Annotated in this window: 17 protein-coding genes and 2 pseudogenes; 14 read left to right on the top strand and 5 right to left on the bottom strand. The window is 67.4% G+C overall.

Annotated features, from left to right (window positions below):
• Positions 1–57: 57 nt before the first annotated feature.
• From bamA to QMZ26_RS15000, 8 genes and pseudogenes are all read left to right on the top strand, one after another.
• Positions 58–2,460: pseudogene (gene bamA, locus QMZ26_RS15035) on the top strand (outer membrane protein assembly factor BamA); the annotation flags it as partial.
• A 394-nt stretch (positions 2,461–2,854) separates the two neighbouring features.
• Positions 2,855–3,877 (top strand): UDP-3-O-(3-hydroxymyristoyl)glucosamine N-acyltransferase, encoded by a 1,023-nt coding sequence (gene lpxD, locus QMZ26_RS15030; protein ID WP_283221926.1) that lies wholly within the window; start codon positions 2,855–2,857, stop codon positions 3,875–3,877.
• A complete protein-coding gene (fabZ, locus tag QMZ26_RS15025) occupies positions 3,874–4,329 on the top strand; it encodes a 3-hydroxyacyl-ACP dehydratase FabZ (RefSeq protein WP_200732348.1) in 456 nt (151 codons plus the stop codon). Before lpxD ends, fabZ begins: the two co-directional genes overlap by 4 nt.
• Before the next feature lie 19 nt (positions 4,330–4,348).
• A complete protein-coding gene (gene lpxA / locus QMZ26_RS15020) occupies positions 4,349–5,140 on the top strand; it encodes an acyl-ACP--UDP-N-acetylglucosamine O-acyltransferase (RefSeq protein ID WP_200732349.1) in 792 nt (263 codons plus the stop codon).
• Between the two features lie 92 nt (positions 5,141–5,232).
• A pseudogene (gene lpxB, locus QMZ26_RS15015) lies at positions 5,233–6,396 on the top strand (lipid-A-disaccharide synthase); the annotation flags it as partial.
• A complete protein-coding gene (locus QMZ26_RS15010; RefSeq protein WP_283221925.1) occupies positions 6,393–7,055 on the top strand; it encodes a ribonuclease HII in 663 nt (220 codons plus the stop codon). The pseudogene lpxB and the gene QMZ26_RS15010, both read left to right, overlap by 4 nt.
• 238 nt (positions 7,056–7,293) lie before the next feature.
• On the top strand, positions 7,294–10,893 hold the full coding sequence (gene dnaE, locus QMZ26_RS15005) for a DNA polymerase III subunit alpha (RefSeq protein ID WP_200732352.1): 3,600 nt from the start codon (positions 7,294–7,296) through the stop codon (positions 10,891–10,893).
• A 131-nt stretch (positions 10,894–11,024) separates the two neighbouring features.
• Entirely contained in the window at positions 11,025–11,984 is a 960-nt protein-coding gene (locus QMZ26_RS15000; protein WP_283221924.1) for an acetyl-CoA carboxylase carboxyltransferase subunit alpha, read from the top strand.
• Positions 11,985–12,117: 133 nt separating this feature from the next.
• Here QMZ26_RS15000 and QMZ26_RS14995 read toward each other — a convergent pair whose 3' ends face one another.
• Complete coding sequence (locus QMZ26_RS14995) at positions 12,118–12,573, bottom strand: CopD family protein (RefSeq protein ID WP_079221242.1); 456 nt, start codon at positions 12,571–12,573, stop codon at positions 12,118–12,120.
• 375 nt (positions 12,574–12,948) lie between these two features.
• Between QMZ26_RS14995 and QMZ26_RS14990 the strand changes: the two genes are divergently transcribed.
• Positions 12,949–13,539: a class I SAM-dependent methyltransferase gene (locus QMZ26_RS14990; RefSeq protein WP_079221241.1), complete on the top strand. Its 591-nt coding sequence runs from the start codon at positions 12,949–12,951 to the stop codon at positions 13,537–13,539.
• 93 nt (positions 13,540–13,632) lie between these two features.
• Positions 13,633–14,940, top strand: a complete 1,308-nt coding sequence (gene phaZ, locus QMZ26_RS14985; RefSeq protein ID WP_283221923.1) for a polyhydroxyalkanoate depolymerase — start codon at positions 13,633–13,635, stop codon at positions 14,938–14,940.
• A 109-nt stretch (positions 14,941–15,049) separates the two neighbouring features.
• Here the strand turns inward: phaZ and QMZ26_RS14980 are convergent, their stop codons facing one another.
• Both QMZ26_RS14980 and QMZ26_RS14975 read right to left on the bottom strand, forming a co-directional pair.
• The gene (locus QMZ26_RS14980; RefSeq protein WP_108746287.1) at positions 15,050–16,027 is read right to left on the bottom strand and encodes a sensor domain-containing protein; all 978 of its coding nucleotides are present in this window, start codon (positions 16,025–16,027) and stop codon (positions 15,050–15,052) included.
• Positions 16,024–16,389 (bottom strand): PadR family transcriptional regulator, encoded by a 366-nt coding sequence (locus QMZ26_RS14975; protein WP_079221238.1) that lies wholly within the window; start codon positions 16,387–16,389, stop codon positions 16,024–16,026. The genes QMZ26_RS14980 and QMZ26_RS14975 overlap by 4 nt, the downstream gene beginning before the upstream one ends.
• A gap of 136 nt (positions 16,390–16,525) precedes the next feature.
• Between QMZ26_RS14975 and QMZ26_RS14970 the strand changes: the two genes are divergently transcribed.
• The gene (locus tag QMZ26_RS14970; RefSeq protein WP_283221922.1) at positions 16,526–17,428 is read left to right on the top strand and encodes a peptidylprolyl isomerase; all 903 of its coding nucleotides are present in this window, start codon (positions 16,526–16,528) and stop codon (positions 17,426–17,428) included.
• 67 nt (positions 17,429–17,495) lie between these two features.
• Here the strand turns inward: QMZ26_RS14970 and QMZ26_RS14965 are convergent, their stop codons facing one another.
• The gene (locus tag QMZ26_RS14965) at positions 17,496–18,368 is read right to left on the bottom strand and encodes a DMT family transporter (protein ID WP_108746284.1); all 873 of its coding nucleotides are present in this window, start codon (positions 18,366–18,368) and stop codon (positions 17,496–17,498) included.
• Positions 18,369–18,483: 115 nt separating this feature from the next.
• Between QMZ26_RS14965 and QMZ26_RS14960 the strand changes: the two genes are divergently transcribed.
• Positions 18,484–19,428, top strand: a complete 945-nt coding sequence (locus tag QMZ26_RS14960) for a LysR substrate-binding domain-containing protein (RefSeq protein WP_200732356.1) — start codon at positions 18,484–18,486, stop codon at positions 19,426–19,428.
• Positions 19,429–19,496: 68 nt separating this feature from the next.
• Entirely contained in the window at positions 19,497–19,790 is a 294-nt protein-coding gene (locus QMZ26_RS14955; RefSeq protein WP_200732357.1) for a hypothetical protein, read from the top strand.
• 56 nt (positions 19,791–19,846) lie between these two features.
• On the opposite strand, the gene QMZ26_RS14950 is transcribed toward QMZ26_RS14955, so the two are convergent.
• Complete coding sequence (locus QMZ26_RS14950; protein ID WP_283221921.1) at positions 19,847–20,641, bottom strand: DUF4349 domain-containing protein; 795 nt, start codon at positions 20,639–20,641, stop codon at positions 19,847–19,849.
• A 159-nt stretch (positions 20,642–20,800) separates the two neighbouring features.
• Here QMZ26_RS14950 and QMZ26_RS14945 point away from each other — a divergent pair, with 159 nt between their 5' ends.
• Complete coding sequence (locus QMZ26_RS14945; RefSeq protein ID WP_283221920.1) at positions 20,801–22,609, top strand: DUF885 domain-containing protein; 1,809 nt, start codon at positions 20,801–20,803, stop codon at positions 22,607–22,609.
• The last annotated feature ends 277 nt before the right edge of the window (positions 22,610–22,886 follow it).

Raw genomic sequence — 22,886 nt, 5'->3', positions numbered from 1 at the left:
GCGTCTACAGCGCCGGCACCCCGTACCAATGAAATCGACCTTCCTACCGGACGTGACATGACGCGACTCCCCAATCGCCGCCTGCTGGCCCTCGCCCTCGCCGCCGTCACCGGCGCTCCCGCCCTGGCCCAGGCAGCCGAGCCCTTCACTGTCAGCGACATCCGCGTCGACGGCCTGCAGCGCATCAGCTCGGGTACGGTGTTCACCTACCTGCCGGTGGAACGTGGCGAGACGGTCACCGACAGCAAGGTCGGCGAGACCATCCGCGCCCTCTACAAGACCGGCTTCTTCGAAGACGTGCAGCTGGACCGCCAGGGCAACATCCTGGTCGTGACCGTCAAGGAACGGCCGGCGATCAACAAGCTCACCGTCACCGGCAACAAGGACATCAAGTCCGACCAGCTGCTGAAGGGCCTGTCCGACATCGGCCTGACCGAAGGCGGCACCTTCGACCGCCTGAGCCTGGACCGCGTGACGCAGGAACTGCGCCGCCAGTACAACGATCGTGGCAAGTACAACGTCGAGATCACCCCGACGGTGAGCCCGCTGGACCGCAACCGCGTGGACATCGCCATCGCGATCAAGGAAGGCAAGGCCGCCAAGATCCAGCACGTCAACCTGGTCGGTACCGAAAAGTACGACAGCAGGGACATCCTGGAAATCTGGGAATCCAAGGAGCACAACTGGGCGTCGTGGTACCGCCGCGATGACCAGTACTCCAAGGAAAAGCTGTCCGGCGACCTGGAAAAGCTCAACTCCTGGTACCTGGACCGCGGCTACGTCGATTTCAGCATCGACTCGACCCAGGTCTCGATCAGCCCGGACAAGCGCGACATGTTCGTGACGGCCGGCGTGACCGAAGGCAACCAATACAAGATCTCCGACATCAAGGTCAGCGGCGACACCATCCTCCCGCAGGAAGATGTCGAGCGCATGGTCGTGCAGCGCGCCGGCGACACGTTCTCGCGTGCGCTGCTGGAGTTCAGCTCCGACGCGATCACCAACTCGCTGTCCAACATCGGCTACGCGTTCGCCAAAGTGAACCCGATCCCGACCACCAACCGTGCCGAGCAGACGGTCGCGGTGAACATGCAGGTCGTCCCCGGCCCCCGCGTGTCGGTGCGCCGCATCATCTTCAAGGGCAACACCCGCACCTCCGACGAAGTGCTGCGTCGCGAAATGCGCCAGTTCGAGAACACCTGGTACTCGCAGGCGGCGATCGATCGTTCCAAGATCCGCCTGCAGCGCCTGGGCTACTTCGAGTCGGTGGACGTTGAAACCCCGCCGGTCAGTGGCAGCAACGACCAGGTCGACGTGGTGTACAACGTCAAGGAGACCACGTCGGGCAGCTTCGTGTTCGGCCTGGGCTACTCGCAGTCCTACGGCATGACCACCTCGGTGCAGCTGTCGCAGAACAACTTCCTCGGCGGCGGCAACCGCGTGTCGGTCGAAGCCTCGCGCAGCAGCTACCTGCAGCGTTACGGCTTCAGCTACACCAACCCGTACTTCACCGATGACGGCGTGTCGCTGGGCTACAACCTGTCCTGGCGCGAGCTGGATTACTCCGACTTCAACACCGCGCAGTACAACAGCACCAATGGTTCTGCGCAGGTGGTGTTCGGCGTGCCGCTGACCGAGACCGACAGCGTCTCGCTGATGTTCGGTATCGACAGCAACCAGATCTCGACGTATTCGTCCACCCCGCAGTCGATCGTCGACTACATCAATGCCCTGGGCACCAGAACGTTCCACGCCTGGCGCACCGAACTGGGCTGGGCCCGCGACTCGCGCAACGACTATTTCATGCCGACCCGCGGTACCTACCAGCGCATCGGCCTGGAAACCACCCTGCCGGGCTCGACCGTCGAGTACTTCAAGCTGAACTACCAGATCAGCAAGTACTGGCCGATCATGCCGTCGCTGGTCATCAACACCCGCGCGGAAATCGGCTACGGCGACAGCTATGGCAAGGATTACATCCGCGACCTGTGCTACACCGCCCCGAGCGAAGCCAACCCGAACCCGACGCAGACCGTCGACTGCAACCCGAACTCCTCGGACTACCAGAAGACGGTCAAGGCCTCCGGCCTGCCCTTCTACGAGAACTTCTACGCCGGCGGTACCAACTCGGTGCGCGGCTTCGAGGACAACACGCTGGGTCCGCGCGAGGCAACTCCGGGTTACCCGAACGGCCAGCCGCTGGGTGGCTCGGTGAAGACCGTTGGTTCGGTGGAAGCCTACTTCCCGCGCCTGTTCGACAGCCCGTCGGCACGCGTGTCGGCCTTCGTCGACTTCGGCAACGTCTACAACGGCGTGGATAACTTCAAGGCCAACGAACTGCGCGTATCCACCGGTGTGGCCCTGCTGTGGCGCGCCCCGGTCGGCCCGATCTCGATCAGCTACGCGTTCCCGCTGAAGAAGAAGGACGGCGACGAAATCGAGCGCCTGCAGTTCACCTATCCCCCGCGCCGTTACGCATGCCATCCATGGCATGCGCCCTTCGGGCCGTTGCGTAGCAACGTTGGGAATCGCTCCTGCGATTCCCAGGGGCGCGCCCCCCTTAACAGAAGGGGGGCTCTCCACCAGACGGGTTACGAAGCGCCGGGCTCTGCCCGGCGTTTTCGTTTTGCAGGACGGATGCTGGCTGCTTCTTCCCGCCACCGCGTGAAATCATCTGGTGATGGCGCAGGGGGCTGACCAGGACCGTTGGCGCCATGGATGGCGCCATCGAGCCCCCAGGGATGGGTTTACGGCGTGTCCTGGGCAGCCCCCTGCGCCATCGCCCCGCGATAGCAGGCAGGCGCCGCTTCAGCCCCCGCATGACCGGACTGGCGTCACACGTTAAACTCCCGCCGTGAATACTCCTACCTACACCGCCCAGCAACTCGCCGATCAGTTCGGCCTGCAGGTCCATGGCGACCCCGCCACCGCCATCCATGGCGTGGCTACCCTCGCCCATGCCGGTGCCGGCCAGCTGACCTTCCTCGCCAACCCGCGCTACCGCGCCCAGCTGGCCGACAGCCAGGCCTCGCTGGTGGTCCTGCGTGCCGAGGACGCCGAAGCCGCCCCCGGCGCCGCGCTCGTCGCCAAGGATCCCTACACCACCTTCGCCAAGATCGCCGCGCTGTTCGACGTCGCACCCGTGCGTGAGCCGGGCATCCACCCCAGCGCGGTCATCGACCCGCAGGCCCAGGTTGCCGCCAGCGCCCACATCGGCCCGTTCGTCACCATCGGTGCGCGCAGCGTGGTCGGCGAGAACTGCATCATCGGCGCCGGCAGCATCATCGGCGAAGACTGCACCCTGGACACCGGCTGCGAGCTGATTGCCCGCGTCACCCTGGTCACCCGCGTGAAGCTTGGCAAGCGCGTGCGCATCCATCCCGGTGCCGTGCTCGGCGCCGATGGCTTCGGCCTGGCGATGGACGCCGGCAAGTGGATCAAGGTGCCGCAGCTGGGCGGCGTCCGCATCGGCGATGACTGCGAGATCGGCGCCAATACCTGCGTCGACCGCGGTGCGCTGGAAGACACCGTGCTGGCCGAAGACGTCCGCCTCGACAACCTGGTGCAGATCGCGCACAACGTGCAGATCGGCGCCCATTCGGCCATCGCCGGCTGCACCGGCATCGCCGGCAGCGCCAAGATCGGCCGTTACTGCCTGCTCGGCGGCGCCGTCGGCGTCGTCGGCCATCTGGAAATCTGCGACAAGGTCGTGATCACCGGCAAATCGGTGGTCCGCAACTCCATCACCGAACCGGGCGAATACTCGTCCGGGACGCCCCTGACCGACAACCGCACGTGGCGCAAGAACGCCGCGCGCTTCAAGCAGCTCGATGCACTGGCCCGTCGCATCCTGTCTGTGAGCAAGGAGAAAGAATGAGCCAGCCCCAGACCCTGCCGGACATGGCGCAGATCCAGTCGCTGCTGCCGCACCGCTACCCGTTCCTGCTGGTCGACAAGGTTCTGTCGATCGACTACGAGGCCCGCAAGATCGTCGCCACCAAGAACGTCAGCATCAACGAGCCGTTCTTCCAGGGCCACTTCCCCAACCAGCCGATCATGCCGGGCGTGCTGATCATCGAAGCCATGGCCCAGGCCGGCGGCGTGCTGACCCAGCTCACCCTGGGCCGCGATTCACAGTCCAAGCTGTTCTACATGGTCAAGGTCGACAAGGCCCGCTTCACCAAGCAGGTGGTGCCGGGCGACGTGCTGGAAATGCACGTGGAGATCAAGCGCGTGATCCGCAACATGGCCGTGTATGACTGCGTGGCCAAGGTCGACGGCGAAGTCGTCGCCTGCGCCGAGGTGCTGTGCGCCGGCACCCGCGACTGACCCTGTACGGAGGACCGAGATGACCGATAGCGCTCCCCTGATCCATCCCACCGCCGTGATCGATCCGTCGGCACGACTGGCCGACGACGTCCGCGTGGGCGCGTTCACGATCATCGGGCCCGACGTCGAGATCGGCGCCGGCACCGAGGTCGGTCCGCATTGCAGCATCCATGGCCCGACCCGGATCGGCCGCGACAACCGTTTCATCGGCCATGTCGCGGTCGGTGGCGAGCCGCAGGACAAGAAGTTCGCCGGTGAACGCACCGAACTGGTGATCGGCGACCGCAACGTGTTCCGCGAATTCGTCACCCTCAACCGCGGTACCGGCGGCGGCGGTGGCATCACCACCATCGGCAACGACAACTGGATGCTGGCCTACACGCACGTGGCGCATGACTGCCACGTCGGCAATTTCTGCGTGTTCTCCAACAACACCACCCTGGCCGGGCATGTCACCGTCGGCGACTACGTGATCATCAGCGGCTTCGCCGGTGCCCACCAGTTCTGCCGCATCGGTGCCCACGCCTTCCTCGGCATGGGCGCACTGACCAATGGCGATGTGCCGCCGTTCACCATGGTCGGCACCGATTCGCTGGGCCGCCCGCGCGGCATCAACAGCGAAGGCCTCAAGCGCCGTGGCTTCGATGCCGAACGCATCACCGCCATCAAGCGCGCCTACCGCACCCTGTACGTGGCAGGCCTGCCGCTGGCCGAAGCCAAGCAGCAGCTGGCCGAGCAGGCACAGGCCAGCGATGACGTCCGCTCCATGCTGGACTTCATCGAGCACACCGAGAGGCACCTGCTGCGATGAGCGCCACGACCGGCCAGGCGCCGGCCGGCGCCGCCGTCATCCCGCTGGCCTCGATGGCCGGCAGCGTGCCTGCGCAGCGGGTGCTCAGCGAGCGCCCGTTGCGGATCGCGCTGGTGGCGGGCGAAGCCTCCGGCGACCTGCTCGGTGCAGGCCTGGTGCGTGAGCTGAAGGCGCGCTTCCCGCATGCCGAGTTCGCCGGCATCGGCGGCGACGCCATGCGCAATGCGGGCTGCCAGACCTGGCACGATGCCAGCGAGCTGGCGGTGATGGGCCTGACCGAAGTCCTGCGCCACCTGCCGCGCCTGCTCAAGCTGCGCTCGGCGTTCCGCGAGCGGGCGCTGGCGTGGCAGCCGGATGTCTTCATCGGCATCGATGCGCCGGATTTCAACCTGGGCATCGAGCGCTGGCTGAAGCAGCGCGGCATCCCCACCGTGCACTACGTCAGCCCCTCGGTCTGGGCCTGGCGCGAGAAGCGCGCGGAAAAGATCGGCAGCAGTGCCGACCTGGTGCTGTGCCTGTTCCCGATGGAACCGCCCATCTATGCCAAGCACGGCATCGATGCGCGGTTTGTCGGCCACCCGATGGCCGATGACATTCCGCTGCACGGTGACCGCGATGCGGCCCGCGCCGCGCTCGGCCTGCCCGCCTCAGCCAAGGTGCTGGCGGTGCTGCCGGGCAGCCGCCTGGGCGAGATCTCACGCCTGGGCGAACCGTTCTTCGAGGCCGCCTGGCAGGTCTCCGAACGCATCCCCGGCCTGCACGTGGTGGTGCCGGCGGCCAACGCCGCCTGCCGCCGCCTGATCGAGGAACAGCTGTCACGCTCGGCGCTGCCGGTGGCGTACTCGCATGTTCTCGATGGCCAGGCGCGCACGGCGATGATCGCCGCCGACGTGGTGGTGCTGGCCTCCGGCACGGCCACGCTGGAAGCGATGCTGGTGAAGCGGCCGATGGTGGTCGGCTACCGGGTCAACGAGCTGACCTACCGCCTGGTGAAGGCGCTGGGGCTGATCAAGGTCGACCGCTTCGCCCTGCCCAACATCCTCGCTGCGCAGGATCTTGCCCCGGAACTGATGCAGCACGACTGCACGCCGGACAAGCTGGCCGCGGCCATCCAGCAGTGGTTCGACCACCCGCAGCGCAGCGCCGACCTGCAGGGCACCTACGAGCGCCTGCACGAGCGCCTGCGCCGCAATGCCTCGGCACGCGCCGCCGATGCGGTGGGCGAGCTGCTGGTCAGCAAGCAGGAAACCGCATGAGCCGTCGCGCGGCCGCTGCGGCCAGCCTGGCCCTGTTCGACGGCGCGACGGTGGTCGAGCCCGAACGGCTGGTGGCCGGCGTCGACGAGGCCGGCCGTGGCCCGCTGGCCGGCCCGGTGGCCGTGGCCGCGGTGGTGTTCGACCCGTCGCGGCCGCGCATCAACGGCCTGGACGATTCCAAGCAGCTGACCGCCGCGCGCCGCGAGCAGCTGCACGACCGCATCATCGAACGGGCCCTGGCCTGGAAGGTGGTGCTGGTGGACGTGAACGCCATCGACCGCCTGAACATCTACCAGGCCACCCTGCAGGGCATGCGCGATGTGGTGGCGGCCGTGGCCCATGTGGCCGGCTTCGCCCGCATCGATGGCAACGTCGTGCCCAAGGGCCTGGTGCTGCCGGCACAGGCGCTGGTGGGCGGTGATGGCATCGACCGCGCGATCATGGCGGCCTCGATCCTGGCCAAGGTCTCGCGCGACCGCTACATGCAGGAACTGCACGTGCGGCACCCGCAGTACGGCTTCGACCAGCACAAGGGCTATGGCACCCCCGCCCACCTGGCCGCGCTGCGCAGCCACGGCCCCTGCGACGAGCACCGCCGCAGCTTCGCGCCGGTGCGTGAATGCCTGGAAGCGCCGCAGGTTGTGGCGGCGATCGCCTGAGCCTGCAGGCGTTGTAGAGCCGAGCCCATGCTCGGCTGTCCGCAGCAGCCGAGCATGGGCTCGGCTCTACAGGAAGCGGCCTCCGGCACGGCTGAACCCGGCTGTGTTCCCGGGCATGTCAAGAGCTTGTCGCCACCCCCTGCCCTCGTTACCCTGACCGGGCACTCCAGCGCTTCCCGACCCCGGTGACGATTTCCCCGTCAGCACCCGGGGCCCGCGCGCTCCAACCTGGTCCGGCATGTCCAACTCCCGCTTCGTACATCTCCACGTCCACACCGAGTTCTCGCTGGCGGACTCGACCATCCGCGTGCCGGCCAAGCCGGACCAGGCCGACCCGAAGAAGGCCAAGCAGGCCAACCTGCTGTCGCGCTCGGTCGAACTCGGCCTGCCCGCGCTGGCGGTAACCGACCTCAACAACCTGTTCGCCCTGGTGAAGTTCTACAAGGCCGCCGAAGGCGTGGGCATCAAGCCCATCGCCGGTGCCGACGTGATGATCGCCGAGGAAGGCCAGGACCCGTGGCGGATGACCCTGCTGTGCCGCGACCGCGAGGGCTACCTGAGCCTGTCGCGGCTGCTGACCCGCGCCTGGATGGAAGGCCACCGGCCCGAAGGCGGCGTGGCGATCCACCCGGACTGGCTGAAGGCCGGCAATGCCAACCTGTTCGCGCTGGCCGGCCGTGACAGCCTGGCCGGCCGCCTGGCGCTGGACGGCAAGCACGACCTTGCCGAGCAGCAGCTGGCCGACTGGCAGCGCGCGTTCGGTGACGGCCTGCACCTGGAACTGACCCGCACCGGCCGCGAAGGCGAGGAAACCTTCAACCGCTTCGCGCTGATGGCCGCCGGCCAGCGCGGCCTGCCGGTGGTAGCCAGCAACGACGTGCGCTTCCTGGCGCCGACCGATTTCAGCGCACACGAAGCGCGCGTGTGCATTTCCACCGGCCGCGTGCTGGACGACCCCAAGCGCCCGCGCGAGTACAGCGACCAGCAGTACCTGAAGTCGGCCGAGGAGATGTGCGCGCTGTTCGCCGACATCCCCGATGCCATCGACAACACGCTGGCGCTGGCCGAGCGCTGCAACATCGAGATGCGGCTGGGCACCTACTTCCTGCCCAACTACCCGGTGCCCGACGACGAGACCCTGGACACCTGGATCCAGAAGATGTCGCGCGATGGCCTGGAAGAGCGCCTGGAGAAGAATCCGCTGGCGCCGGGCAAGACCCGCGAGGAGTACTTCGAACGCCTGGAGTTCGAACTCAACACCATCATCAAGATGGGCTTCCCGGGCTACTTCCTGATCGTTGCCGACTTCATCCAGTGGGGCAAGAACCAAGGCATCCCGATCGGCCCTGGCCGTGGTTCGGGTGCCGGTTCGCTGGTGGCGTGGGCGCTGAAGATCACCGACCTGGACCCGCTGCCGTACAACCTGCTGTTCGAGCGGTTCCTGAACCCGGAACGCGTGTCGATGCCCGACTTCGACATCGACTTCTGCATGGACCGCCGCGATGAAGTGATCGACTACGTCGCGCGCAAGTACGGGCGCGAGCGCGTCAGCCAGATCATCACCTACGGCACCATGGCGGCCAAGGCCGTGGTGCGCGACTCCGGCCGCGTGCTGGGCTTCCCGTACGGCCTGGTCGACGGCGTCTCCAAGCTGATCCCGAACATCCTGGGCATCCACCTGAAGGATGCGCTGGGCAAGGGCAAGGAAGGCCCGAGCTCGGAAATGGCCTCGGCCGAACTGATCCAGCGCTACGAGACCGAGGACGATGTCCGCGACCTGATCGACCTGGCGCTGCAGCTGGAAGACCTGACCCGCAACGCCGGCAAGCACGCCGGTGGCGTGGTGATCGGGCCCGAGCCGCTGAGCGAGTTCTGCCCGCTGTACGCCGAACACGACGAGAACGGCCTGGGCAAGAACCCGGTCACCCAGTTCGACAAGAACGACGTGGAAGAAGTCGGCCTGGTGAAGTTCGACTTCCTCGGCCTGCGCACGCTGACGATCATCGACTGGGCGGTGAAGGCGATCAACAAGCGCCACGAGCGCGCCGGCATCCCGCCGGTGGATATCGCCGCGATCCCGCTGGACGATGCGCCCACCTACAAGGACATCTTCGCCAACGGCAACACCGGTGCGGTGTTCCAGTTCGAATCCTCGGGCATGCGCCGCCTGCTGAAGGACGCGCGGCCCGACCGTTTCGAAGACCTCATCGCGCTGGTGTCGCTGTACCGACCCGGCCCGATGGACCTGATTCCCTCCTTCAACGCGCGTAAGCACGGCCAGGAGGAGATCATCTATCCCGACCCGCGCACCGAAGCGATCCTGAAGGACACCTACGGCATCATGGTGTACCAGGAGCAGGTGATGCAGATGGCGCAGATCGTCGGCGGCTACTCGCTGGGCGGCGCCGACCTGCTGCGCCGTGCGATGGGCAAGAAGGTGCCGGCCGAAATGGCCAAGCACCGCGAAATCTTCCGCGAAGGTGCGGCCAAGGATGGCGTCGACGAGGCCAAGGCCGACGCGATCTTCGACCTGATGGAGAAGTTCGCCGGCTACGGCTTCAACAAGTCGCACGCTGCCGCCTACGCGCTGGTCAGCTACCAGACCGCCTGGCTCAAGCGCCATTACCCGGCCGAGTTCATGGCGGCCACGCTGTCTTCGGACATGGACAACACCGACAAGGTGGTCGGCTTCCTGGACGAGGTGCGCAACCTCGGCCTGACCGTGCTGCCGCCGAAGGTGAACCAGTCCGCCTTCATGTTCGAAGCGGCCACGCCGGACACCATCCAGTACGGCCTGGGCGCGATCAAGGGCGTCGGCCAGGGTGCCTGCGAAGCGGTGGTGGACGAGCGCCTGAAGGGCGGCGACTACAAGGACCTGCTCGACTTCTGCACCCGCGTCGGTTCGGCCAAGCTCAACCGGCGCACGCTGGAAGCGATGATCAACTGCGGCGCGCTGGACGAGCTTGGCCACAACCGCGCCTCGTTGATGCTGCAGCTGCCGGAAGTGATCAAGGCCACCGAGCAGATGGCGCGCGAGCGTGCCTCGGGCCAGAACTCGCTGTTCGGCGGCCCCGACCCGAGCACGGTGACCATCCAGCTGGACCTGGTCGAAGCCGAGGAATGGCCGCTGCTGCAGCGCCTGAACGGCGAGCGCGACACGCTCGGCTTCTACCTCAGCGGCCACCCGTTCGATCCGTGGCGCGACGATGTGCGCGACCTGGTCGGCAACGACCTGGGCTCGGTCGAGAAGATCTGGAGTTCCAGCAACAGTGGTGGCGGCGGTGGCAACGGCGGTGAAAAGCGCTGGCGCCCGGAAGTGCCGACCGTGCTGGCCGGCCAGGTGGTCGGCGTGCGCCGCAAGGGCGAAAGCCAGATCTTCATCCAGCTCGAGGACGGTCGCGGCCGCGTCGAGTGCAGCGCGTTCTCCGATGCCATGGCCGAGTTCGGCCACCTGATGACCAAGGACCGCATCCTGGTGGTCAAGGGCGGCCTGCGCGAGGACGAGTTCAACGGCGGCTATGCGCTGCGCATCCGCCAGTGCTGGGATTTCGACGAGGTCTGCGCCAACTACGCCACGCGCCTGTCGCTGCGCCTGGACCTGCGCCAGCAGCGGCCGGTCTGGGAACGCGTCAATGCCGTGCTCGACCGCCACCGCCCCGGGCGCACGCCGCTGCGCCTGGACCTGCTGCTGAAGGGCCCGCAGGGCGGCGTGGCCGGCATGCTCGATGTCTCCGGGCAGAGCGCGGTGCGCATCGACTCCAAGCTGATGGAGGCGCTGCGCGCCGACCCGGCCGTGCGCACGCTGAAAGTGCGCTACAGCCCGCCGTGGGCCAACTGAGGCTGGCCCACGCCCCGGGCTGACTGGCGCCCCCTGCCCGGCTGGGGTACCGTCGCCTTCCAGACGAAGGCGTACGGGCCATTGCTGCGCATTCGGCTAGAATTCCCCTCTTCTTTACACGACGGCTTCCGATGAATCCGAACTACCTCGACTTCGAGCAACCCATCGCCGACCTGGAAGCCAAGATCCAGGAACTGCGCAACGCCAGTGCCGGACCGGCGGTCAATGTCGAGGCCGAGGTTCACGCCCTGCAGGACAAGCTGCGCCTGCGCACCGCGCAGATCTTCCGCAATCTGACCTCCTGGCAGGTGCTGCAGCTGGCCCGCCATCCGTCGCGCCCGTACACCGCCGATTACCTGCGCATCATCTTCGATGAATTCCAGGAGCTGGCCGGTGACCGCGCCTTCGCCGACGACAAGGCCATCATGGGTGGCCTGGCCCGCATCAACGGCCGTTCGGTGATGGTGATCGGCCACCAGAAGGGCCGCGACACCAAGGAAAAGATCAAGCGCAACTTCGGCATGCCCAAGCCGGAGGGCTATCGCAAGGCCCTGCGCCTGATGAAGATGGCCGAACGCTTCGGCCTGCCGGTGCTGACCCTGATCGATACCGCCGGTGCCTGGCCGGGCATCGACGCCGAATCGCGCGGCCAGTCCGAAGCGATCGCCCGCAACCTGATGGAGATGGCCGAGCTGAAGGTGCCGGTGATCTGCACGGTGATCGGCGAAGGCGGCTCCGGTGGCGCGCTGGCGCTGGGCGTGGGCGACCGCACCATGATGCTGGAATACGCGGTGTACTCGACCATCACCCCGGAAGGCTGCGCCTCGATCCTGTGGAAGGATGCCGGCAAGGCCAAGGACGCTGCCGAGCAGCTGGGCCTGACCGCCCCGCGCCTGAAGAGCCTGGGCCTGGTCGACAAGGTGGTGCGTGAGCCGACCGGCGGCGCCCACCGCAATCCGACCCAGATGGCCAAGCGCCTGAAGGCCGTGCTGCTGAACGAGCTGGAAGCACTGGACGGCCTGTCCACCGAGCAGCTGCTGGAGCGCCGCTACGCGCGCCTGCGCAGCTACGGCACCTACGAAGCCGCGTAAGCCCGGTAGTGCCGGCCGCTGGCCAAACCCGGTAGTGCCGGCCGCTGGCCGGCAACATGCAGGCGATTGCAGATACGAAAGAGCCGGGCAGATGCCCGGCTCTCTTCGTTTGCGCGTTGAGGACATCCACGCCTCAGAACGGCTTGGCCAGCACCAGCCAGACAATCGGAATGAAAGCCAGCAGCGGAATCTCGTTGATCCAGCGCAGCGCGCGCGAGGACGGCAGCGTGCGGCCCTTGGCCACGCCCTTCAGCAGGCGCCCGGTCCAGATGAAATACACCAGCAGCAGCACCACCAACCCAAGCTTGGCGTGCAGCCAGCCGGCACCACCGGGCGCGACCATGGTCGGGAAATCCGGGATGACCTTGTAGCCCAGCCACAGCACCAAGCCCAGCACGAAGGCCAGCCCGAACATCGAATGGCCGAAACGGTACAGGCGCAGGCCCATCAGCTGCAGGCGCTCGCCCACCGCCGGCTGGCCCGCGGTCTCGGCCAGGTTCACCAGGATGCGCGGCAGGTAGAACACGGTTGCCATCCACGCCACCACGAACACGATGTGGAAGGTCTTGACCCAGTAGTAGCTCTGCATGCGCTCGCTCCGGCGGCTGGCGGGGATGGGCGCCCATTGTCGCAGTAGAGCCACCCCATGGGTGGATGCCGCGGCCAATTGCCGCACTCACCATCGCAGCCACGCATGGCGTGGCTCTACTGCCGGTTTGCCCGCCGGTCGCAGTAGAGCCACCCCATGGGTGGATGCCGCGGCCAATTGCCGCACCACAGTAGAGCCATCCCATGGATGGCTGCCTACCGCACCATTGCAGCCACGCATGGCGTGGCTCTACTGCCGGTTCGCCCGCCGGTCGCAGTAGAGCCACCCCGTGGGTGGATGCCGCGGCCAATTGCCGCATCACGGCCGCGACGCCGTACGATAGGCGCCGTTTTCACCCTCTACGTGCCCTGCCCCATGGACAAGACCTACGACGCCGCCTACTTCCAACGCTGGTACCGCCGGGCCGATATCGGCGGCAGCGCCCGCCTGGCGCGCAAGGTCGCCCTGGCCGTGGCCACGGCCGAGTACTACCTGGAGCGGCCGGTGCGCAGCGTGCTCGACATCGGCTGCGGCGAAGGCGCCTGGCGCGCGCCGCTGCTGAAGCTGCGTCCGAAGGTCCAATACCTCGGCTTCGACAGCAGCGAGTACGCTGTGCGCCGTTACGGCCGCACCCGCAACCTGCACATGGCCAGCTTCGGCGATTTCGCCTGGCTGCGGCCCTGCGCCCCGGTCGACCTGCTGGTGTGTTCGGACGTGATGCACTACGTGCCCGACCGCGAGCTGCGCGCTGGGCTGGCCGGCGTGGGCGAGCTGACCGCCGGGGTGGCCTTCCTGGAGACCTTCGCGGCCGAGGATGCGTTCGACGGCGACCATGAGGGCTTCCAGGCCCGGCCGGCGCGCTGGTACCGCCGTGAGCTGGCCCGCCAGGGCCTGCAGGCCATCGGTTCACACCTGTGGCTGGGCCCGGGCCTGGCCAGCGAGGCCGCCGCGCTGGAAAAGATGTGAATCCGGATTCATTATTTTTGCCCCACTTAACCTGTGGGACGCCCGGATGGGATATGCTGCGCGGCAACATATGACCATACATATTCGGTCGTCATGCTCTATCAACTACACGAACTGACCCGCAACCTGCTCGCCCCCTGGGTGCACCAGGCCCAGGCCAACGCCAAGTTCTTCGCCAACCAGGGCCACTGGTGGTCGCAGATGCCGGGCGCTGATCGCCTGGCGGCGGTCAATGAACTCTTCCATCGCATCGGCAAGGATTACGAGAAGCCCGAATGGGGCATCAACGAAATCGAGGTCGAAGGCGAGCGCGTGCCGATCGTCGTGCACGAGGAAGTGAGCAAGCCGTTCTGCAAGCTGCTGCGCTTCAAGCGCCACAGCAACGAAGCCGACCAGCTGCACACGATGCTCAACCAGCCGTTCGTGCTGGTGGTGGCGCCCCTGTCGGGCCACCACGCCACGCTGCTGCGCGATACCGTGCGCACGCTGCTGCGCGACCACCGCGTGTACGTCACCGACTGGGTGGATGCGCGCATGGTGCCCGCCAGCGAGGGTGAGTTCGGGCTGGACGACTACATCGCCTACATCCAGGAATTCATCCGCCACCTCGGCGTGGAGCGCCTGCACGTGGTGAGCGTGTGCCAGCCGACGGTGCCTGTGCTGGCCGCGGTTTCGCTGATGGCCAGCCGTGGCGAGCCGACCCCGCGCTCGCTGGTGATGATGGGTGGCCCGATCGATGCGCGCTGCAGCCCGACCGCAGTGAACAACCTGGCCACGCAGAACCCGCTGTCGTGGTTCGAAAACAACGTCATCCACACCGTGCCGGCCAGCTACCCCGGCGCCGGCCGCCGCGTGTATCCGGGCTTCCTGCAGCACGCCGGCTTCCTGTCGATGAACCCCAGCCGCCACTTCAGTTCGCACTGGGATTTCTACACCGACCTGGTCAAGGGCGACCTGGAAGACGCCGACGCGCACCGCACGTTCTACGACGAGTACAACGCGGTGCTGGACATGCCGGCCAAGTACTACCTCGACACCATTTCGGTGGTGTTCCAGGACTTCCTGCTGCCGCGTGGCGAGTGGGTGGTCAATGGCGAGAAGGTCGACCCGTCGGCCATCCGCGATACCGCACTGCTGAGCATCGAAGGCGAGCTGGATGACATCGCCGGCCTCGGCCAGACCGAAGCCGCGCAGGCGCTGTGCACCGGCATCGCGGCTGACCGCCGCGAGCATTTCATCGTCGAAGGCGCCGGCCACTACGGCATCTTCAGCGGCCGCCGCTGGCGCGAAGTGGTGTACCCGAAGGTGCGCGATTTCTTCGCCGCCCATGCCGAAGCACCGGCTGCCAAGGCCACGAAGAAGAAGAGCAACGTCACCCCGTTGCGGCGCAAGGCGGGTTGATTCCCCGCCCGGGGTCGGATCCCTTTCCAACGGAAAGGGCTCCGACCCCAGCGCGATCAAATCCGGGGTCAGAGCCCTGTTCTGCGAACAGGGATCCGACCCCAGGCTGTTACAGCCGCACCAGCAGGTGCTTGGCCAGCAGTCCATGCAGCTTGCCGATGCCGCGGGCCAGGTGCATCGTCAGCAGCAGCAGCAGCGCGCCCACCACCGCCAGCACCGGGGTTGCAGCCAGCGGCAGCACGTTGGTGCCGTCGATGTAGATGCTCGGCACGCTCAAGTCGAGCAGCGCCGCCACCGGCGACCAGATGAAGGCCAGCGACACCGACAGCAGGGTGACCGCAATCGTGAAGTAGACCACGCCCAGCGGCAGCATCAGCAGGAAATACAGCAGCGTCAGCCAGGTGCGGCCGTCGGTGAACATGTCGCCGATGCGCTGCAGCCAGGTGCGGCTGCGGTCGGTGTAGCGCGGCCGGCGCGGCATGCGCTCGCCCAGCAGCGCTTCCACCAGGCGCCCTTCCAGCAAGGCCAGCCCACGCACCGAGCCGAAGAACAGCACCGTCAGCGGTATGCCGATGATCAGGATCAGCAGGCCCAGCGACAGCGACAGGCCGGTCACCACCCAGGTGAAGAAGAAGGTGCCCGTGGCCAGCGACAGCAGCATGTAGAACAGTGCGCCGTAGGTGTGCGGATCCATCACCACGCCGAAGAAGCGTGCCGCCAGCGAACGCTGCACCGGTGCGGGTGTCGGCGCGGCCGGTGCCACGCCGCTGGCTTCGGCGGCGGCGCGCAGCACCGGGCTGGTGTCGGCACGCGGCGTGCGCAGCGCGCGGTTCACGGTCACCTCGGTTTCGCGGTAGATCTCCGCCACTTCCGCTGGTGCGCCGTAGCTGCTGGCGACGTCGGCGATCACCTCGGCCTCGCTGCGGCCCGGCTGTGCGGCCAGTTCCGAGCGCAGGTATTCCTCGGCGTCGTACAGGGCGTCCTGCACCATCGCCGCGTCGGCGCCCTGCAGCGCCGCACGCAGCTGCGCCAGGTACTGGGTGATCGTGGTGGGCAGGCCAGTGCCTGCCAGGTTCTGCTCGTTCATTGCGGTACCCCCTCCAACACGGAATCGACGGAATCGCGGGTGGCCTGCCAGGCCTGGCGCCACTGCGCCAGCACCTCGTGGCCACGTTCATTGATGCGGTAGTAGCGGCGCGGTGGCCCGCTGCTGGACGGCTCGACATGGCTCTCGAGCAGGCCGGCGCCTTCCAGGTTGCGCAGCACCGGGTACAGCGCGCTCTGCTTGCCGCTCAGCACGCCCTCACCCACGCGCTCCAGCTCCTTGGCGATGAGGTACCCGTACAGCGGCTCCCCCGCCCGGGCCAGCACCGCCAGCAGGGCCAGCGACACCGTTCCGGCACTGAGCTCCTTCTGGAACTTCTTCAGGTGGACGTCGTCTTCGGTCATGACCGGCCCTCCACTATGTTGGAGTCAACAGTAGTGTGAAGTCCGGTATAGCGAATGTGTCGTTAGTCACCCTGCAGGTTGGCGTGGACGAGCCGGTCGCGCAGAATCGAAGCCTCGTTCATGTTCCGGGGTTTCCATGTCGCACCGTCGTCGCCTTGCCCTGACCACCCTCGCCCTCGCCTGTCTGCTGCCGGCCCTGGCCAGCGCGGCCACGCCGTACCGCAGCCCCCAGCAGATCCTCGATGCGTCGGCGGCCAGCGACTGGCGTACGCCGGACCCGGCCAACCTGCTGTACATGGACCTGCCGGCCGGGCGGGTCATCATCGAGCTGGCGCCGCAGTTTGCTCCGCGCCATGTCGCCAACATCCAGACCTTCGCCCATGAGCACTTCTGGGATGGCACCAGCATCTACCGCTCGCAGGACAATTTCGTGGTGCAGTTCGGCGATGCCGACGCCGATGACGCGGCCAAGGCCAAGCCGTTCGGCAGTGCCGCGCGCAAGCTGCCGGCCGAATTCGAACGCGCCAGCGCCGGCCTGAAGGTAGGCGTGCTGCCCGACCGCGATGGCTGGGCCGCGCAGACCGGTTTCGTCGATGGCTTCCCGGTGGGCCAGGACCCGCAGGCCGGCAAGGCCTGGCTGGCGCACTGCTACGGCATGCTGGGCGCGGGCCGCAGCAATGAAGAAGACAGCAGCATCGGCGCCGAACTGTACGTGGTGACCGGGCAGTCGCCGCGCCAGCTGGACCGCAACATCACCCTGGTCGGCCGCGTGCTGAAGGGCATGGAACTGCTCAGCGCGATCCCGCGCGGGCCGGCGCCGATGGGCTTCTATGAAGACCCGAAGCTGCGCACGCCGATCGTCTCGATCCGCCGGGCGAGCGATGTGCCGGCTGCAGAGCGCACGCCGATCCAGGTGCTGCGCACCGATTCGAAGACCTTCGCCGATACGGTGGAAGCACGCCGCAACCGCGTGGATGACTTCTACAAGCGCCCGGCCGGGCATATCGACCTGTGCAATATTCCGGTGCCGGTGCGGTAGCGCCGGGCCATGCCCGGCGAGCGCAGCGGAGAGCATCCACGCGTGGCGTGGATCTACTGCAGAGCCGTCAGCCCTTCTGGCTGACGGCCACGCTGCCAAGGATCAGGCCGCCGGCAATCAGCATCTGCAGGGTCACCGGTTCGTCGAGGAACAGCCACGCGAAGGCGGCGCCGAACAGCGGAATCAGGTAGGTCACCGTCGACGCACGCGAGGGGCCGATGCGGCCGATCAGGCGGTAGAACATCAGGAAGGCCAGCCCGGTGCAGGCTACGCCCAGCGCGATCGCTGCGCCCCAGGCCTTGCCCGGAATCGCCGCCTGCGGCCAGTGCGTCACCGCCATCGGCAGCATCCACAGCGAGGCGCAGCCCAGCGTCGCTGCAGCGGCAGCGGCCGATGGTAGGCCGGTCATGTGCCGCTTCACCAGGTTCACGCCCAACCCGTACAGCAGCGAGGCCGCAGCACCCGCCAGCACCGCCATGCCGATGCTCAGGCCCGACACCTTGGCCGTCGCCAGCACCACCACACCGGCAAACCCGACCAGCAGCGCGCTGGCACGGCGCACGCCGATCTTCTCGCCGAAGAACAGGAAGGCGATCAACGCGGCAAACAGCACCGTCATCGCGTTGCAGATGGCGCCGATGGCCGCTGGCGCCTGCTCGGCCGAATAGGCGAACAGCACGAACGGCAACGCCGAGTTGATCAGGCCGATCGGCGCCAGCCACAGCCAGCGGCGCGGCGGGAACTGCGCGCGGGCACGCCACAGGAACGGCATCAGTACCAGCGCGCCCAGCACCAGCCGCACCTCTACCAGCGCGAACGGGCCGAACGAGGGCACGGCCACGCGCATGAACAGGAACGAGCAGCCCCAGATCGCACCCAGCAGGGTCAGCTCCAATGGGGTGCGCCAATCGCGCTCAGCCACCTGCGGTACCGCGTTCATGCCCTGCCTCCGTCCTGCGCCTGCGCTGTGTCTGGGCCGACAGGATCATCCGCAGACGCCCGCTGCACAAGCGCGTAGTATCGCTGCCAGCCACAAATATGGTTTGAGGCTCGACATGCAGCTACGCCCTTCCCTGCTCCCCGCACTGGCCGTGTTCGCGGTGGCCGCACGCCACCAGAACTTCGCCCAGGCCGCCCAGGAGCTGCACCTGACTGCCAGCGCGGTCAGCCACCACGTGCGCCGCCTGGAGGAGGTGCTGGAGGTTCGCCTGTTCCTGCGCCATGCGCGCGGCGTGCGCCTGACCGCCGAGGGCCGGCAGCTGGCCGACGCCGCCAGTGCCGCGTTCACCGATGTCGCCGCCGTTGCCCACCACCTGCAGCCGGATGCGGACAGCGTGCCGCTGCGCATCACCACCCTGCGCTCGCTGTCGTACTGCTGGCTGCTGCCACGCCTGCCACGCTTTACCCAGGCGCACCCGCACATCCGCATCGAACTGCACACCGGCAGTGGCCTGGACCGCTACGACGAGAACGGGCCGGAGGTCGGCATCCGCTACGGGCTGGGCCAGTGGCCGGGCCTGCATGCGCAGCACCTGATGGACGACAACCTGTTCCCGGTCGCGTCGCCCGCCTTGCCCGGCGTGGAAGCACTGCAGGACCCCGCGCGCATCGCCGAGCTGCCCCTGCTGACCGATCTCTCGCCGCAGGGCTGGCGCGACTGGTTCCGCCATGCCGGCGTGCGGCCGCCCTCGCCCTTGCCGCCCATGCACACCTTCGCCGACAGCACCGATGCGATGCGCGCGGCGGTGTACGGCATGGGCGCGGTGCTGGCGCGTACCCACGTCGCCCAGCCCTACCTGCAGCGCTATGAAGTGGTGCGACTGCCCGGCCCGGCCCTGAAGGCGCGCTACGCCTACTACGTGGTGCATGCCGAAGCGCAGCCGCCCAGCCCGGCCGCACGCGTGTTCATCGACTGGCTGCTGGCCCAGGCGCAGGACGAGCGCACGCCCATCCCCGCCCTGCCCGACAGCCTGCTGGGGCGCCCGCCCACGGCCGGCTGACTGCGCCCTCACCCGGTCTTTTCCCTTGGCTGGCTAGGCTGCAGGCAACCCCACTCTGTGTACCCGCCATGCCAATGCTGCGACTGCGCATCACCGGAACCGAAGACGACGCCCGCGCCATCAGCGACCTGCTGCTGGGCCTGGAAGGCATCGAACATGTCGAAGAAACCGACGACCTGATGCCGCACATGGACGACGATGATTCCAGCTCGGCCGGCCTGTCCGATGACATCGGCCCGGGCATCCACGAACTGGAAGTGGAAGTCGGCAACGAAACCACCGCGCAGAAGGTGCGCGATGCGGTGCAGGAGCTGGCACTGGAACTGGACGTGTTCGTCGAGTACGAGACCGACGAGGGCTGAGGGCTTCGCCGGGCCTGGCCCGGCGTCACCCGTTACCCGTTACCCGTTGCCGGCGCTTACGCCTTGCGGCGCCGCCTGCGCCACAGCGCCAGCCCCACCCAACCCAGCAGCCACAGCACCACGCCTACGGGCACCAGTGCCGCAACGGCGCGGATGACGAAGGCCACGCTGCTGGTGAACACGCCGCCGAAGTCGCGTACCGCGGCGCCGATCTCGCTGCGCCCGGTTTCGCCTGACGGCGGTTCCAGCTGCACGGTCACCAGCTGCGTATCGATGCGGCGGCGCTGCTGTGCAGCCTCGCGGTTGGCGGCTTCCAGGCCGGCCTCGATTTCCGACATGCGCTGCGAGATGGCCAGCAGGTCGGCCACCTTGACGTCGGCCCGCTGCTGCATCACCGACAGCTTTTCGTATTCGCGCTGCAGGCGGTCCTGCGTGCGGCGGGTGTCGGCCACCTGCTCGGCAAGGTCTTCGGCATCGGTGGAGCGGTTGGCAACGTGCCCGTCGCGGCCGGCCAGTGCAATGAACGGCCCCACCCCGTCGGGCGCGAGACGGACGCGGATGCGCGCCTCGTGACGCAGCGCGTCGGGGCGTGGCGTGTAATCGCCTTCGCTCATCTCCAGCAGCGTGCAGTCACCAAACTGGGCTTTCTGGCAGGACTCGGCCAGGGCCTGCAGGCGCGGGCCGATGCGTTCGCCGTCCAGTTCAACGCGGACCTCGTGGGTGTAGGCCAGGAACTGACCCTCGCCCTGCTTGATCGCGGCCATGGGTGCGGGCGCGCCACCACCGGGTGCGCGCTCCTTGTTGGCGCAGCTGGTGCCAGCCAGGACCACCAGTGCCAACAGCGCGATCATCGCGCCCCGCCCGGGGAAAACGCTTCTTCCTTGAACCTGCATCTCGTTGCCCTCCTGGGGCGTGGGATTCCTGCCAGCGCCCATGGTAATCCTATGGCAGGGGGACAAAGCGCCCCGCGCGCCCTATGCTCGGGGATTGATCCCAGTACAGGAACGCCGATGCGCCCGCATCTCCTTGCCCTTGCCCTGGTCGCCGCCCTGGCCGGTTGCCAGCCGGCTGACGCCCCGACCAACGGTTCCACCCCGGCCGCCAGCCAGCAGGCCGGCGACGCGGCGGTCGATGCCGCCTTCGCCGACCTGTCCAAGCGTGCACTGGACACCTGGATGCAGCTGTCCCCGGTCAGCGCCACCCAGATCGGCGACCACCGCTATGACAGCGAGATCGACGACCTGAGCGCGGCCGGCCAGCAGAAGACCGTGGACGCGTACAAGGGCCTGCTCGCCGAGCTGGACAAGATCGACGTGGCCAAGCTGGGCCGCGAGAACCAGGTCGACGCGGCGATCCTGCGCAACCAGCTGCAGTCGGAAATCTGGAACAGCGAGGTGCTGCAGTCCGGCAAGTGGGACCCGCAGCTCTACAACGGCCTGGCCGGCAGCGCCCTGTACGGCCTGATGGCCCGCGAGTTCGCACCGCTGCCCGACCGCCTGAAATCGGCCACCGCGCGCATGGAAAAGCTGCCGGCGATCTTCGCCCAGGCCCGCGAGAACCTCGACCCGGCACGCGTGCCGAAGATCCACGCCGAGACGGTGGCCAAGCAGAACAAGGGCATCCTCAGCATCGTCGATACCTTCATCACCCCGCATATCGGCGAACTGCCGCAGGCCGACCAGCAGCGCCTGCAGGCTGCCATCGACGGCCTGAAGAAGGCCGTGGACGAACAGCAGGCCTGGCTGGACAAGACCCTGGTGCCGAACGCCAAGGGTGACTTCCGCATCGGTGCGGAAAAGTACGACCAGAAGCTGAAGTTCGCGCTGAATTCCTCGCTGTCGCGCCAGGAGATCGGCGAGCGTGCACGCGCCGAACTCAAGCGCGTGCGCGAGGACATGTACCGCATCGCGCAGACCGTGCTGAAGGACAAGCCGGGCGCACCGGAGATGCCGGCGCAGCCGACCGACGAGCAGCAGCAGAAGGCCATCGAGGCCGCGCTGGAGCTGGCGTACGCCGACAAGCCGGCGCGCGACAAGGTGGTCGACGATGCCAAGGCCGCGCTGGAGCAGTCCACCGCGTTCGTGCGCGAACACGACCTGATGACCCTGCCCGATGCGCCGGTGGACATCATCCTGATGCCCGAGTTCCAGCGCGGCGTGGCCGTGGCGTACTGCGATTCGCCGGGCCCGCTGGACAAGAACCTGAAGACCTTCTACGCCGTCTCGCCGATTCCGGACGACTGGAGCGACAAGCAGGTCGATTCGTTCCTGCGTGAGTACAACTCGCGCATGATCCACCTGCTGAGCATCCACGAAGGCACCCCGGGCCACTACCTGGAAGGCTGGCACTCGGCCAAGTTCCCGTCGACCCTGCGTGCGGTACTGCGTTCGGGCCTGTTCGCCGAAGGTTGGGCGGTCTACACCGAGCGCATGATGCAGGAGCAGGGTTACCTCAACAACGACCCGCTGTTCCACCTGGTGCAGCTGAAGTTCTACCTGCGCACGATCTCCAACGCGATCCTCGACCAGGGCGTGCACGTGGACAACTGGGATCGCGAGAAGGCGATGCACCTGATGACCCACGACGCGTTCCAGCAGGAAAGCGAAGCCTCGGGCAAGTGGGTGCGCGCACAGCTGACCTCGGCGCAGCTGCCGACCTACTTCGTCGGTGCACAGGAACACTTCGACACCCGCAAGGCGATGCAGGACAAGCTGGGCGACAAGTTCAACCTGAAGGCCTATCACGACCAGATGCTGTCCTACGGCGCGCCGCCGGTGCGCTTCGCACGGCAGCTGATGCTGGACCAGCCGATCGAGTGAGTTGGAAGGTGGGTGCGGACCGTTGGTCCGCACTGCGGATGGGTTCATCCACGCATGGCGTGGATCTACTGCACCCCGGTGGTGGGTGCGGACCGTTGGTCCGCACTGCGGATGGGTTCATCCACGCATGGCGTGGATCTACTGCACCCCGGTGGTGGGTGCGGACCGTTGGTCCGCACTGCGGATAGGTTCATCCACGCATGGCGTGGATCTACTGCACTCCGGTGGTGGGTGCGGACCGTTGGTCCGCACTGCAGATGGGTTCATCCACGCATGG

The organism is Stenotrophomonas sp. PFBMAA-4, assembly GCF_030053215.1.
Classification (GTDB): Bacteria; Pseudomonadota; Gammaproteobacteria; order Xanthomonadales; family Xanthomonadaceae; genus Stenotrophomonas.
Note: the sequence above shows the minus strand (reverse complement) of the source record. Positions and strands in the feature narration are given on the sequence as shown.